The sequence below is a fragment of the Chryseobacterium sp. genome (genome assembly GCF_019236175.1).
Classification (GTDB): domain Bacteria; phylum Bacteroidota; class Bacteroidia; order Flavobacteriales; family Weeksellaceae; genus Chryseobacterium.
The window spans coordinates 278,725-293,710 of the sequence record NZ_JAFAJM010000019.1; the positions used below are offsets into that span (position 1 = coordinate 278,725).

The following is a 14,986-nucleotide window of genomic DNA, read 5'->3' on the forward strand; positions in this document are numbered from 1 at the left end:
CAATTAGAAATTGTATTTTTTTCTTTCTATCCTGAAATTTTCAGAATCTGTATTTCAGGTTTAGCCCGTAAAAGAAATACGCTTTATTCGGTCCCGGATTAAGATCCGTAGCCACTCCTTTAGGGTAACCACTACCGACATCGGAATCATTAATACTATTTCCTAAGAACAAAAAGGTATAATTGATCTGATTCGTAAGGTTATTCCCCATTACGTAAACATCTACATCCAGCTTATTAAAGGATTTTTTAAAGCCCAGTTTTGAATTCAGCAATCCAAAACCTTTTACAAGATTCGTATTATTAAAATCAGTGTACACATTCCCCAGATAATTATATGTATTAATAAGATAGAATCCTGGTTTTGTATAAATATCCAACCCAATTGCATATTTATTTCTTGGAACTCCTACTACCGTTTTATGATCATAGGTTTCTTTTCTTCCTGCAATGATTGTAGAAAAATCTTTATATTTTGTATCATAATAAGAAAGATTAACAAACGGAACAATTCTTTCAATAAAAGAATCATCTGTTCTGTATTGATATCCTAGACTGAATTCCAGACCCGTATTTTTCTGACTTCCCGTATTCGTCCAATATGTCAGATTAGGCGTACCCGGAACCACCAATTGGGTAAGTTTATCGGAATAATCTATTCTGAATGCAGAAAAACGGTAATCTAATTTCGTATTCAGCAGAAGCCCGTGAATACTGAAGTCTAACATCCTTGCACGTTCCGGTTTCAGGTCATCATTCACGGTATTAGTTGCCGTTATAAAAGAGGAAGCCGCCGTAGGAGAATTATATCCTTCACTATAACTCAGATTAAAAATCTGATGTTTCCACTCTTTTTGCAGTGCAAAATGAGGAGTATAAGCTACATCAAACTTTTTTTCAAATGACTGATCTTTATGTCCGGGAACCAGATTAGGTAATGCATAAAGATCTTTTCTGTCATAGTTCGTTCTATTAGCACTGATTCCGGCCAATAATGTAAGCCCCCACGGTTTATACGTAAGATAATCGATAGCAAAATAAGTAGACTGGTTATTATTGTATTTAAAATAAGAAGCTCCTCCTATTCCTGTTGTTTGTAACGGATCTGTCTCAGAACCTGTAAAACGATAACTGGAAGTAGTAGAAACGGAATTTTGTATTTCTGCACCAAAATCTAATCGGTTTTCAAAATCCTTGAAGTCATTCTTTAATGTAAACGTAGAGCGTAATCCTACATTCGGAGAGCTTGTAATACCATATGCTCCGGCAGAAATACTTTCCGTATTTCCGTTGTAATAGAACAATGTCGTGTAATTTCTCAAGTTAGAAGTAAGACTTACCGTATTGCTTAATCCCACCCTCGTCGACTTTATTTTCGTCCCGGAATTTTTACGGATATATGCAGGATTTCCGTTATCAATACCCGCATAATAATCATCATATGATATCTGACCTGAAGTATGCTCATAAGAATAAGCCTGGCTTGCAAAGAAACTTAACTGATCTTTTTTACTTAGTTTAACAGTACCGTTTATATTGAAAAAGTTTTTCAACCCACCTCCGTTAGGTCTGTATCCATCTGTTTCAAGATGCCCGTATGCTGCACTTACCGAATAATTTTCATCTGCTACATTCAGTTGTGTCCTTGACTGGAATGTCTTAAAGGCTCCAAACATTGCATTTTCTGAAACGGAAACGCCTTTAGTAAAATCCGGTCGGGTATAAAAACGTACTGCACCACCTACTCCGCCGCCATACATTGTTGCAGCAGGGCCTTTAATCACCTCTACATTCGTTACATATGCAAAATCAACATCATCCAGAACCGTAGTTCCGTCAGCTGATGTTAAAGGCATATTATTCCAGTATGCTTTCACCCCCCAGTTATTAAATTTCTGGTCATTTCCATATCCACGAACAACAAGTCTCTGGCCTCCGAAATTGGTTCTTTTGTCCACCTGAACACCCGGCATTGTTGATAATGTCTGATCAATAGCTGCGGGATTATTTCTGTTTAAATCTTCTTCAGAAAGCGTCTCTACAGACTGTCCGTGTCTTTTGAATTCTGCACGTTCCTGTTTAATTTTTTTTCTTCCCAGGATGTTTACCTCATCTATTGATCCTTCCTGTACCTGTGCATGAGCGATAGCGCAGCCCAACATTGCTGCAATACATATATATCTTTTCATTTAATTTAAAAAATTGTTACCATTAATATTATATTCTCTTTATGCCTGAATCCGGCTCGGGAGGAGGAATAATAATGGATGTATAATGTGTATTTTTTAAATAATGATAATGACCGGAATTTGTTTTAAAATAAGATGCATCAAAAAAAATGATTTCCTTATGAACCAGAACAGCAAAAAAATCAGATATTTTAAAAATATTTTTTCCATGTATAGGAAGATCAATCTGTCCCCGAATATGTATTCTTTTAACGGTGAGCTTTTTTGAAAAATCCAATACCGAATTAATAATGATATCTTTTTTATCAATATAACAGAGGTAATATTTTTTTCCATTGATCATATTGACTTTAATAACATCGTAAGAATACCCATGGAAGGTAAATTCTTTTTCTTCTTTCCACTCTGCTTCTGAGATCTCTTTTTCCGTAAAGCAGATTACCTCTGATTCTTTACACTTATTTCTTCCGATACTATATTGTGTTTTTTCATACAGTTCCCTTTTTAAGCAGGAAACAGCAGAATAGATCATATTATTAAATAACATGATCATCGGAACACATAAAAATATAAAGAATAGTTTTTTATTCAAAGAATGAGAAATATTAAGGAGCAAGCTCCCCGGAAGGCTCCACAGAAGTGAAGACCGGAATGTTTATTTTGTATGAAGTTTCGGATCCCTGTAAAGTATAGGTTATCCAATTGTCTTTTGGATTCAGATCCTGTGATGCATTGCCTTCTACGGAATTGCCTGCGGACCCTTGATCAGCAGTCACAGTTTCCCCACTGTTTTTAAAAGAATAGTTTCCTTTAATGATGATGGTATTTCCTGAAACAGTCTGGACAAAAGGAATGGTATTCCCTTCTGCTCTCAGGGCTTTCACTTTCATTATTTTATTATTCCTTTTTTTCAGTTTTATGGTATATATGATTCCTCTAACTCCTGCTCTTCCACCTGACCATATCGTTTTTTCAGCTGAAACCACAGATATCGTTTTATCCTGATATAAAGTAGATACCGGCATCCCGCAGGAGGCCAGTATCCAAAATAATATTAAAAATAATTGATTATTCATTTCTTAATCATCATCTCCTCCTACACGGCCTAATACCAGGTAATTTCCACTGTATACGATTTCCCCTTTCGATTCTGCCTTCAGGACATAATTTCCCGGAGTCAGCCTCTGTCCGAATTCTTCATCAGGCTTCACATTTTTCTTAGTATACACTACTCTTCCTGATCCGTCAAAGATAGTCACATCTACACTGCCATATTTAGAAGCATCAAATCTTAAATGAGAGATTCCTTTTGAAGGGTTAGGATATATTCTTGTCATATCTCTTTTGGATGGAGTTGTTTCCGCAGTGGCCAGGGTACTTGTATTCTGTGAGGTCCAGGCTCCTCTTCCGTAAGTAGAAACCAATACTGTTTTTGTAGAAGGTCTGTAATCTAAATTAGTGACTCTGACGTTTCCTACATTTCCTGACATTGCTGACCATGTTGGTGCTCCGGAAAGGAAATTCGTGGTTCCCCAAATTCCCATTTCTGTTCCTATTAACACCTCGTTAGCATCATCCGGATTTCTCAATATCGTTCTTACCGGCATATCCGGTAAATTACCTTCTTTATTCTGCCATGATGTTCCTCCATCAGTAGAATAGAATATATTGATGATATTGTAATTGGAAGCTGTTACAAGAAGTTCATTTTCATTCGCTCCGAATTCAATATCGGAAATAGTCCCCGTAACCGGTGTTGTTAATACAGCAGAAGTATATGCTGCTGTATTTGCATTGGTGATTTTAAACACTCTTCCCAGATTGGTTCCTACAAAAAGTGTTGTGGAAGCTGTTGTATAAGGAGAAACTTTTAGCCATGACACCTGTTCTCCCGATAATGCGGTTCCTACCGTAATCTGATTATTGGTAAATGATGCTGTAGTAGCTGTAGAAGACAGACCGCTTGTTCTGAAAAGCGTCAGTCCCGAACGGTAAGAATAGAAGGTATCATTGATTCTATCCAGCGCCAGTTCGTTAACGAAATGTCCTAAATTTCTGTTTGCAGAAGTTGTAATAATATAATTAGAACTTGAGTTCAGTATATAATGGCTGTTGTATACATAACTTGCAATTTCATAGGCATCCTGATCATCATATTCCGTATACATTCCGTCACCTCCTGTAGCAGCCTGGCTGGTAAGGAAATTATCGGCCTGAGGTACACCATACAGCCACCATGAGCCATTATCCTGTGCTCCGGCTAATAATTCTTCATCAGCAGGGTTTTTTGTCGGATTTAACATAGCACTGTAAAACTGCGTTACATTGTATCTTGTATTTCTTGCTGCAAAACCACCAACAGTACCTATCGTAGCTTTATTGGCTGCATAATAGATTCCGCCGTCATTTCCAAACATCATCTGCCCGGTAGCATAGTTATTGAATGGATTGAATACAATCGCGTGTTGATCTGCATGTACTGTGGAAACCTGTAAATTGGCCATATTGTTGTTATTAGACCATTTTGAGATTTGCGTCCAGCTCCCTGCCCCATTTGTAGATTTATACAAATCTACTCCTCCGATATACAAAGTATTATCATCCTGAGGATCCGCTGTAATCACAAGATCATAAAAAGACTGCCCTCTTGTAAAATCATTAGCAGGAATGCTTGTATCTGTAGCTGTTGGCAAAGTTATAACCGGAGCGGCATCATTCGTCGCCTGCCATGTCGTTCCTCCATCAGAGGATCTTGCAATTCTGATAGGCTCTCCTGTGGTTGCTCCCTGCATAAATGCGTAAATTTTATTCGCATTGGTCTTAGAAAGACAGAAATTAACTCTTGCTCCGGAATTTGCCACATTATATACCTGATTAAAAGTATCTCCGTCGGTAGATTTAAATATTCTTCCCCCTGAATCTATATTAGAAAATCGTGAAGATCTTGTAGAAATCCATATTGCATTATCAGATCCTATTTCTATCTGCTGAACAGAATATCCTGTTGTACTGGTTGTATTTGTTGTTGTATTTAATGCCAGCAAATTAGAGTTCTTAGTGAAAGTAGCACCACCATCAGTAGATTTGTATAGTCCTGCCTGGCTTAAACCCTGCCATCCATCATTGAATGAGATGCCGACATAAGAACCGCTTACTCCCGCATACACCTCAGAAACACCGTTATTATTTCTTACTTTAATATCATTAATATAAAAATTACCGTTTCTTACTCCTGAAGAAGAATAGGTTACCGGAATAGTAAAGATTTGTGTCCAGGTTACTCCGCCATCAGCCGTTTTCCAGATTCCGGATCCTACGGCATCAGCAGTCGGAGCTTCTCCGGTTCCTACATAAAATACCTGGTGATTATTGGGATCATAGGTAATGGATGAAACAGAAGTATTGGCCCAGAATGTACTCAATGGAGTCCATTCATTGGTACTTACGGAAGGATCCTGATTGACCCAGAGTCCTCCTGAAACACCTCCTGCAAAAACTCGTTTACCGGCAGGATCATTAGGATCGTACATAATGGCTCTTGTTCTTCCACCTACACTATACGGCCCTCTTTCAATCCATGGTTCATTAACGATTTTACCTGTAGCAGAACCGCTGTTAATAAAAGACATTGGCCCTTTGGGTGCATATTTACCTCTCTGGATGTCTCTATTTACTTTTGCCAGTCCTTCAAAGTTAGTTCTTCCTGTGACAGGATCCATTGTCCTTTTATAATCTTCTTCATTATACGGGTTCGGTGGAATTCCTGCGGACTTTCCGACTTTATGTGACTTTTTCAGCTCTTTATCATATTTAGCATACAAGTCCTGCAAATGTTTTTGATTATCCTTCAGTGTATTTTGCTGTGCAAACACCTGCGTACAGAATAATACTGCTGCAATGGGGTAGAGTTTCATATCCATTTCATTTTTTCGCAAATGTACTCAAGTTACACAATACAATAACATAATTTATCTTAAATACCTAGTAATTTATAATTAAAATGAATAAAATTATGAATAAAACATATTTTATCACTCATTAATGATTTGAGTAATTTTACACAGAAATATTGAGTTTATGGCATAAAAAATGCCCCTGCATTGCAGAGGCACTTAATTTATTGTAAAAAGAAATCTTACGCTTGTACGTTGTTTCCTCCTAATACGAAAGGCTCAACTTCTTTAATTTCTCCGAACTGTTGCTCATAATTAGCGATGTTCTGTTGAAGAGCGTTTAAAACTCTCTTAGCGTGAAGTGGAGCAAGAATTACTCTTGATCTTACTTTAGCTTGCTGTACCCCCGGCATTAATTGGATGAAATCTACTACGAACTCAGATGGAGAGTGGTTTACTAAAGCTAAGTTAGCATAGATACCAGCAGCTACCATTTCGTTTAATTCGATGTTGATGTTTCCGTCTTGTGGATTTTGATTGTTGTCCATTGTTATAAATTATGTTTTTAAAATTCGAAATTTGAGATTGTGAAAATATAAAAATAATTTCAAATCCCAAATTTCAAATCATTAATTTTAGTTAAGGTCTTCGAATTCCTTCTTAGAACCTACGATAACATTCTGATACTCTTTAAGACCTGTACCTGCAGGAATTCTGTGTCCTACAATTACATTTTCTTTAAGACCATTAAGATCATCTACCTTACCGGCAACTGCTGCTTCGTTAAGAACTTTAGTTGTTTCCTGGAATGATGCTGCAGACATGAATGACTTAGTCTGAAGAGCCGCTCTTGTAATACCTTGTAATACAGGAGTTGCAGTAGCAGGAAGAGCTTCTCTTACTTCTACCAGTCCTAAATCTTCACGTTTCAGTTTAGAGTTTTCATCTCTTAATTCTCTTGCAGTAATCATCTGACCTGGCTTGAATTCTTTAGAATCACCAGCTTCAACTACTACTTTAAGACCGAATACTCTGTTGTTTTCTTCCAAGAAGTCATACTTATGTTCAAGAGCTCCTTCAAGGAACTGAGTATCACCTCCATCAACGATAGATACTTTTGTCATCATCTGTCTTACGATGATTTCAAAGTGCTTGTCGTCGATTTTTACCCCCTGAAGACGGTAAACTTCCTGAATTTCGTTGACTAAGTATTCCTGAACGGCAGTTGGACCTTTAATTCTTAAGATATCTTCCGGTGTAATAGAACCGTCAGAAAGTGGAGAACCTGCTCTTACGAAGTCATTCTCCTGAACAAGAATCTGGTTGGAAAGTTTCACTAAGTAAATCTTTCTTTCTCCAGTTTTAGCCTCAACAATAAGTTCACGGTTACCTCTCTTAATTTTTCCGTAAGAAACTACCCCGTCGATTTCAGTAACAACCGCTGGATTTGAAGGGTTTCTTGCTTCGAATAATTCGGTAACTCTCGGAAGACCTCCGGTGATATCCCCTGCTTTTGCAGATTTTCTTGGGATTTTGATTAAGACTTTACCCGCCTTAATTTTTTCACCATCGTTAACCATTAAGTGGGCTCCTACCGGTAAGTTGTAAGCTTTTTGCTCAACTCCTTTAGAGTCTACTACTTTTAAGGTAGGTACGGCTTTCTTATTTCTAGATTCAGAGATTACTTTCTCTTCGAATCCTGTCTGTTCGTCAATTTCAAGTTGGAATGAAATACCCTGGATAATATCCTCGTATTCTACCTTACCTGAAGTTTCAGCAATGATTACCGCGTTATATGGATCCCATCTACAGATCGTATCTCCTTTTTTCACTTTATCACCTGGTTTTACAGATAATATCGATCCGTAAGGTACGTTAGCTACCATTAATGGAGTTCTAGACTCATTATCAGCAACTAATCTGAATTCTGTTGAACGAGAAACCACAACTTCTGCAGTATTACCGTTTTCATCTTCAGAAGTAATTGTTCTTACTTCATCCATTTCAACGATACCATCTCTTCTTGCAACGATAGATGGGTTTTCTGATACGTTTCCTGCAGTCCCCCCCTGGTGGAAAGTTCTCAACGTAAGCTGAGTACCTGGTTCCCCAATTGACTGTGCTGCAATTACACCTACCGCTTCACCCATGTGGATCACTTTACCGGTTGCTAAGTTTCTACCGTAACATTTCGCACAGATTCCTTTCTTAGCTTCACAAGTTAATGGTGAACGAACTTCAACTGCTTCTAATCCTGCCTCTTCAATTTTCTTCGCTAATTCTTCGATGATTACCTGATCTGCACTAGCAATTAGCTCATCAGATTCGGGATCATAGATATTATGAAGAGATACTCTACCTAAGATTCTTTCAGAGATTCTTTCAACGATCTCGTCATTTTTCTTAAGTGCGGTAACTTCTGTACCTCTTAGTGTTCCACAGTCGTCTTCTGTAACGATAACGTCCTGAGCAACGTCTACCAGTCTTCTCGTTAAGTAACCGGCATCGGCTGTCTTAAGAGCGGTATCCGCAAGACCCTTACGAGCACCGTGGGTAGAGATAAAGTACTCTAGAATCGAAAGACCTTCCTTAAAGTTGGCAAGGATCGGGTTTTCGATGATCTCCGCTCCGGTAGATCCGGCTTTTTGCGGTTTCGCCATCAAACCTCTCATCCCTGACAACTGACGGATCTGTTCTTTAGAACCCCTCGCTCCAGAGTCAAGCATCATGTATACAGAGTTGAAACCACCTTGGTCGGTTTTCATTCTGCTCATGATCATTTCAGTTAATCCGGCATTGGTGTTTGTCCAAACGTCGATTACCTGGTTATAACGTTCTGTATCGGTAATTAGACCCATGTTATAGTTGGCTCTAATTTCGTCTACAGTTTCAATTGATTGTGCAATCATCTGTTTTTTCTCAACAGGAACTACAATATCCCCTAATGAGAACGACAGACCTCCTTTAAATGCGTTTGAATACCCTAGGTCTTTCATGGCATCAAGGAACTTCACTGTAGTAGGGAAATCCGTATCTGCAAGAATCTTACCGATAACGTTTCTCAATGATTTCTTAGTAAGAAGTTCATTGATATATCCTACCTGCTTAGGGACAATCTGGTTGAATAAGATTCTACCTACAGAAGTTTCGATCAGTCTTATTACGATTTCTCCGTTTTCTTTAACCGGTAGTTTACATCTTACCTTAGCATTTAAAGAAACTCTACCTTCAGCATAAGCGATTTCCGCTTCTTCCGGAGAATAGAAAGCAAGACCTTCACCTTTTACTTTCATATCTTCTGTAGAGCTTAATTCTTTAGTCATGAAATAAAGCCCAAGAACCATGTCCTGAGAAGGTACCGTAATTGGAGAACCATTTGCAGGGTTCAGGATGTTTTGAGAACCTAACATCAATAACTGAGCTTCAAGGATTGCTTCTGGTCCTAACGGTAAGTGCACCGCCATCTGGTCACCATCGAAATCGGCGTTGAATGCTGTAGTTACTAACGGGTGTAGCTGGATTGCCTTACCTTCGATCATCTTAGGTTGGAAAGCCTGAATACCCAATCTGTGAAGAGTAGGTGCCCTGTTCAATAGTACCGGGTGACCTTTCATCACGTTTTCAAGGATATCATAAACTACGGGCTCTTTTCTATCAATAATTCTCTTTGCAGATTTTACTGTTTTTACAATCCCTCTCTCGATTAGTTTTCTAATGATGAACGGTTTGTAAAGTTCAGCTGCCATATCTTTAGGAATACCACATTCGTGAAGCTGTAAGTTTGGACCTACAACAATTACCGAACGCGCAGAGTAGTCTACCCTTTTTCCCAGTAGGTTCTGACGGAAACGACCCTGTTTACCTTTCAATGAATCAGAAAGTGATTTCAATGGTCTGTTTGATTCAGATTTTACTGCAGAAGATTTTCTTGTATTATCGAATAATGAATCTACTGATTCCTGAAGCATACGCTTCTCGTTTCTCAAGATTACTTCAGGAGCTTTGATCTCCAATAATCTCTTCAAACGGTTATTTCTGATGATAACTCTTCTATAAAGGTCATTCAAGTCAGAAGTTGCGAAACGTCCTCCATCCAATGGAACTAATGGTCTTAATTCTGGTGGGATAACAGGAAGTACACGCATGATCATCCACTCAGGCTTATTGATCATTCTTGTATTAGCACCTCTTAATGCTTCTACAACGTTCAATCTTTTTAAAGCCTCAGTTCTTCTTTGCTTAGAACCTTCGTTGTGAGCTTTGTGTCTCAAGTCGAAAGATAATGCATCAAGATCAATTCTTTTTAACAGATCTTCAACAGCTTCAGCACCCATTCTGGCGATGAATTTGTTGGGATCAGAATCATCAAGATACTGGTTTTCTACAGGAAGAGTTTCCATAATATCAAGATACTCTTCTTCTGTTAAAAATTCCATATGCTCAAAATCAGAACCGTCTAATTTTTTCGCAATACCTTGCTGGATCACTACATATCTTTCGTAGTAGATGATCATATCCAGCTTTTTAGAAGGGATCCCTAAAAGGTAACCGATTTTGTTCGGTAAAGAACGGAAGTACCAAATGTGAGCAATAGGAACAACAAGGTTGATGTGCCCGATTCTCTCTCTTCTTACTTTTTTCTCAGTAACTTCTACTCCACAACGGTCACAAACGATTCCTTTGTAACGAATTCTCTTATATTTACCACAAGCACATTCGTAATCCTTTACAGGACCAAAGATTTTCTCACAGAATAACCCGTCTCTTTCAGGTTTGTGAGTTCTGTAGTTAATAGTTTCCGGTTTTAAAACCTCACCTCTTGAATCCTGTAAAATAGACTCCGGTGACGCTAAACCGATGGTTATTTTATTAAATCTACTTGTTTTATTTTTATTTGACATTTTTTAGATTTTAGATTTTGGATTATAAATTTTGGATTACAAATTTTGAACTGATTCAAAATTCCACATACAAAATTTAAAATTATTCCTCAAGTCTTACATCAAGTCCAAGTCCTTGTAACTCGTGAAGTAATACGTTGAATGATTCCGGAATACCTGGTTCAGGCATAGACTCACCTTTCGCGATAGCTTCATAAGTTTTTGCTCTACCAATCACGTCATCCGACTTCACTGTCAGGATTTCTCTTAGAATATTCGATGCACCGAATGCTTCAAGTGCCCAAACCTCCATCTCTCCGAATCTCTGACCTCCGAACTGAGCTTTACCTCCTAACGGCTGCTGAGTAATCAATGAGTAAGGACCGATAGAACGTGCGTGCATCTTATCATCAACCATGTGTCCTAGTTTCAGCATGTAGATAACACCCACAGTAGCAGCCTGTGTAAATCTTTCCCCGGTACCACCATCATAAAGGTGAGTGTGACCGAATTTAGGAAGACCTGCTTTCTCAGTATATTCAGTGATCTGATCAAGAGTTGCTCCATCAAAGATTGGTGTCGCGAACTTCATTCCTAATTTCTGACCAGCCCATCCAAGAACTGTTTCATAGATCTGTCCGATGTTCATACGAGAAGGTACCCCTAGTGGATTCAATACGATATCTACTGGTGTTCCGTCTTCCAGGAATGGCATATCTTCTTCACGAACGATTCTTGATACGATACCTTTGTTACCGTGACGTCCTGCCATTTTATCTCCTACATTCAGTTTACGTTTCTTAGCGATGTAAACTTTAGCCAGCTTCATAATACCTGCCGGTAGCTCGTCTCCGATTGAGATTGCAAATTTCTCACGGTTTTTAACTCCCTGAATATCGTTAAATTTGATTTTGTAATTGTGAATCAATTGTTTGATCAATTCATTCTTATCAGCATCAACTGTCCAGTCTGAACCGCTAACGTTTACATAATCTTCCACTGAAGTTAATAACTTGTGAGTGAACTTCACACCTTTACCGATGATTTCTTCATCAAGGTCATTTTGTACCCCTTGAGAAGTTTTACCGCTTACCAGTGTATTTAATTTTTCAATTAAAGTATTTCTCAACTCGTCAAACTTAGCCTTGTAAGTGTTTTCAATTTCTTCAAGTTTAAGTTTTTCTTCAGTTCTTTTCTTTTTGTCTTTAATGTTTCTGGAGAACAATTTCTTGTTGATAACCACTCCTCTTAATGAAGAGTCCGCTTTTAATGATGCATCTTTTACATCACCGGCTTTATCACCGAAGATTGCTCTTAGAAGCTTTTCTTCAGGAGTCGGGTCAGATTCACCTTTTGGAGTGATTTTACCAATCATGATATCTCCAGGCTTCACTTCAGCACCGATTCTGATCATACCGTTCTCGTCAAGATCTTTAGTAGCTTCTTCAGACACGTTTGGAATATCAGCCGTAAGTTCTTCCATACCTAATTTGGTATCACGAACTTCTAGTGAATATTCATCTACGTGGATTGAAGTAAACCAGTCTTCACGTACCACTTTTTCGTTGATTACAATTGCATCCTCAAAGTTGTATCCTTTCCAAGGCATGAACGCTACTACTAAGTTTCTACCAAGAGCCAATTCACCTTTTTCGGTAGCATAACCGTCGCAAAGTACCTGTCCTTTTTCCACTACATCACCTACTCTTACGTTTGGTCTTAGGGTAATGGTTGTACTCTGGTTCGTTTTTCTGAACTTAGTAAGTTTATATGTTTTAGTAGCGGACTCGAATTGTACTAAATCTTCGTCTTCGCTTCTTTCGTATTTAATAACGATTCTGTCAGCATCTACGTACTCTACAGTACCTGTACCTTCAGCGTTAATTAAGATTCTTGAATCTCTTGCAACTTGTTGCTCAAGCCCTGTACCTACAACCGGAGCCTGCGGCTTCAATAAAGGAACGGCCTGACGCATCATGTTAGATCCCATCAATGCACGGTTCGCATCATCATGTTCCAAGAATGGAATTAATGAAGCGGAAATACCGGAAATCTGATTAGGTGCAACGTCGATAAGGTTCACCTGACCTGGCTCAACTACCGGGTAGTCACCATCTAGTCTTGCAATAATTCTGTCTGTTAAGAAATCTCCATTATCACTCAATTCAACGTTTGCCTGAGCAATCACCTTATCTTCTTCGTCTTCTGCATTCAGATAAATAGGATCTGCGTTAAGATTAATCTTACCATCTTCTACTTTTCTATATGGAGTTTCGATGAAACCTAGGTTGTTGATTTTTGCATAAATACCTAAAGATGAAATCAAACCGATGTTTGGTCCTTCCGGAGTTTCAATCGGACAGATTCTTCCGTAGTGAGTATGGTGAACGTCTCGAACCTCGAAACCTGCTCTTTCTCTTGATAAACCACCAGGCCCTAGTGCAGAAAGTCTACGCTTGTGCGTGATTTCTGAAAGTGGGTTGGTTTGGTCCATAAACTGAGACAGCTGGTTGGTACCGAAGAATGAGTTGATTACAGAGGTTAAAGTCTTAGCATTAACAAGGTCAAGAGGAGTAAAGATTTCGTTATCTCTAACGTTCATTCTCTCCTTGATTGTTCTTGCAATTCTTGAAAGACCTACGCCGAACTGTCCTGCTAATTGCTCACCAACAGTTTTAATTCTTCTGTTTGATAAGTGGTCGATGTCATCCACCTCCGCTTTAGAGTTTACAAGCTCGATTAAGTGTCTTACGATTGCAATGATATCTTCTTTTGTAAGAACCTCAGTTGTAGTAGGAATGTTTAGACCTAATTTTTTGTTTAGTCTGTAACGCCCTACTTCACCCAATGAATATCTCTGCTCAGAGAAGAATAATTTTTCAATAATTCCTCTTGCTGTTTCCTCATCTGGCGGATCTGCGTTTCTTAACTGACGATAGATATACTCTACTGCTTCTTTCTCAGAGTTAGTAGGGTCTTTTTGTAATGTATTCTGAATAATAGAGAATTCATTGCTGTTTTCTTTGTGAATCAAGATAGATTTCACACCAGCATCCAGGATAAGATCTAAGTGTTCTTTTTCAAGGATAGTTTCTCTGTCTAGGATGATTTCGTTTCTTTCAATAGAAACTACCTCACCTGTATCTTCGTCTACGAAATCTTCGAACCAAGTGTTCAATACTCTCGCAGCCAATGTTCTCCCTTCCACTTTTTTAAGGGCTGCTTTAGAAACTTTCACTTCTTCAGCAAGATCGAAGATCTGAAGGATATCCTTATCAGATTCATAACCGATAGCTCTTAATAAAGTTGTTAATGGTAATTTTTTCTTACGGTCGATATACGCGTACATTACGCTGTTGATATCTGTTGTAAATTCCATCCAAGATCCTTTGAAAGGGATAATTCTTGAATAGTAAAGTTTGGTTCCGTTAGCGTGGTAAGTCTGTCCGAAGAATACACCAGGTGAACGGTGAAGCTGTGTAACAATAACTCTTTCCGCACCATTGATGATGAAAGATCCACTTGGCGTCATATAAGGAACCGGACCTAAATATACATCCTGAACCACCGTTTGGAAATCTTCGTGTTCCGGGTCAGTACAGTACAGTTTAAGTCTTGCTTTTAGAGGAACTGAATATGTCAATCCTCTTTCCACACACTCATCGATTGAATAACGTGGAGAATCTACCAGATAGTCTAAGAATTCTAATACGAATTGGTTTCTAGAATCCGTAATTGGGAAATTCTCTTGGAAAGTCTTGTAAAGAGCTTCTGTCTTTCTGGCTTCAGGAAGTGTATCAAGCTGGAAAAATTCTTTAAAAGACTCAATTTGGATGTCCAAAAAGTCAGGAGTAACGATTTTTCCTTTCGCTGATGAGAAATTAATTCTCGGATTTCCTTGAGTTGTTGATTTTGTTTTACTCATAAAACTTTTAAGAAAGGGTTAAAAAATATTTTGATTCATTAAAAAATATCAGGAAGAGAAGAAAGAGAAAAGTGAAAAGAGAAAAGACATGGAGATATTT

7 protein-coding genes are annotated in these 14,986 nt (G+C 38.3%); all 7 read right to left on the reverse strand.

Going from position 1 to position 14,986, the window contains the following annotated elements:
• Nucleotides 1-40: 40 nt before the first annotated feature.
• Entirely contained in the window at nucleotides 41-2,188 is a 2,148-nt protein-coding gene (locus tag JO178_RS17465) for a TonB-dependent receptor (protein ID WP_291938574.1), read from the reverse strand.
• Between the two features lie 28 nt (nucleotides 2,189-2,216).
• Nucleotides 2,217-2,741, reverse strand: a complete 525-nt coding sequence (locus tag JO178_RS17470) for a hypothetical protein (protein ID WP_291938576.1) — start codon at nucleotides 2,739-2,741, stop codon at nucleotides 2,217-2,219.
• 52 nt (nucleotides 2,742-2,793) lie between these two features.
• On the reverse strand, nucleotides 2,794-3,264 hold the full coding sequence (locus JO178_RS17475) for a hypothetical protein (RefSeq protein WP_291938578.1): 471 nt from the start codon (nucleotides 3,262-3,264) through the stop codon (nucleotides 2,794-2,796).
• A 3-nt stretch (nucleotides 3,265-3,267) separates the two neighbouring features.
• Nucleotides 3,268-6,102: a T9SS type A sorting domain-containing protein gene (locus JO178_RS17480; protein WP_291938579.1), complete on the reverse strand. Its 2,835-nt coding sequence runs from the start codon at nucleotides 6,100-6,102 to the stop codon at nucleotides 3,268-3,270.
• A 221-nt stretch (nucleotides 6,103-6,323) separates the two neighbouring features.
• A complete protein-coding gene (locus tag JO178_RS17485) occupies nucleotides 6,324-6,629 on the reverse strand; it encodes a DUF3467 domain-containing protein (RefSeq protein WP_002976436.1) in 306 nt (101 codons plus the stop codon).
• An 87-nt stretch (nucleotides 6,630-6,716) separates the two neighbouring features.
• On the reverse strand, nucleotides 6,717-10,982 hold the full coding sequence (rpoC, locus tag JO178_RS17490) for a DNA-directed RNA polymerase subunit beta' (protein WP_291938580.1): 4,266 nt from the start codon (nucleotides 10,980-10,982) through the stop codon (nucleotides 6,717-6,719).
• An 82-nt stretch (nucleotides 10,983-11,064) separates the two neighbouring features.
• On the reverse strand, nucleotides 11,065-14,886 hold the full coding sequence (gene rpoB / locus JO178_RS17495) for a DNA-directed RNA polymerase subunit beta (protein WP_291938581.1): 3,822 nt from the start codon (nucleotides 14,884-14,886) through the stop codon (nucleotides 11,065-11,067).
• Nucleotides 14,887-14,986 lie beyond the last annotated feature (100 nt).

What these genes read in the sequence shown, in the direction of transcription:
- JO178_RS17465 (WP_291938574.1), bottom strand. Translation starts at nt 2,188, where the DNA reads ATGAAAAGATATATATGTATTGCAGCAATGTTGGGCTGCGCTATCGCT.
- JO178_RS17470 (WP_291938576.1), bottom strand. Translation starts at nt 2,741, where the DNA reads ATGATCATGTTATTTAATAATATGATCTATTCTGCTGTTTCCTGCTTA.
- JO178_RS17475 (WP_291938578.1), bottom strand. Translation starts at nt 3,264, where the DNA reads ATGAATAATCAATTATTTTTAATATTATTTTGGATACTGGCCTCCTGC.
- JO178_RS17480 (WP_291938579.1), bottom strand. Translation starts at nt 6,102, where the DNA reads ATGAAACTCTACCCCATTGCAGCAGTATTATTCTGTACGCAGGTGTTT.
- JO178_RS17485 (WP_002976436.1), bottom strand. Translation starts at nt 6,629, where the DNA reads ATGGACAACAATCAAAATCCACAAGACGGAAACATCAACATCGAATTA.
- rpoC (WP_291938580.1), bottom strand. Translation starts at nt 10,982, where the DNA reads ATGTCAAATAAAAATAAAACAAGTAGATTTAATAAAATAACCATCGGT.
- rpoB (WP_291938581.1), bottom strand. Translation starts at nt 14,886, where the DNA reads ATGAGTAAAACAAAATCAACAACTCAAGGAAATCCGAGAATTAATTTC.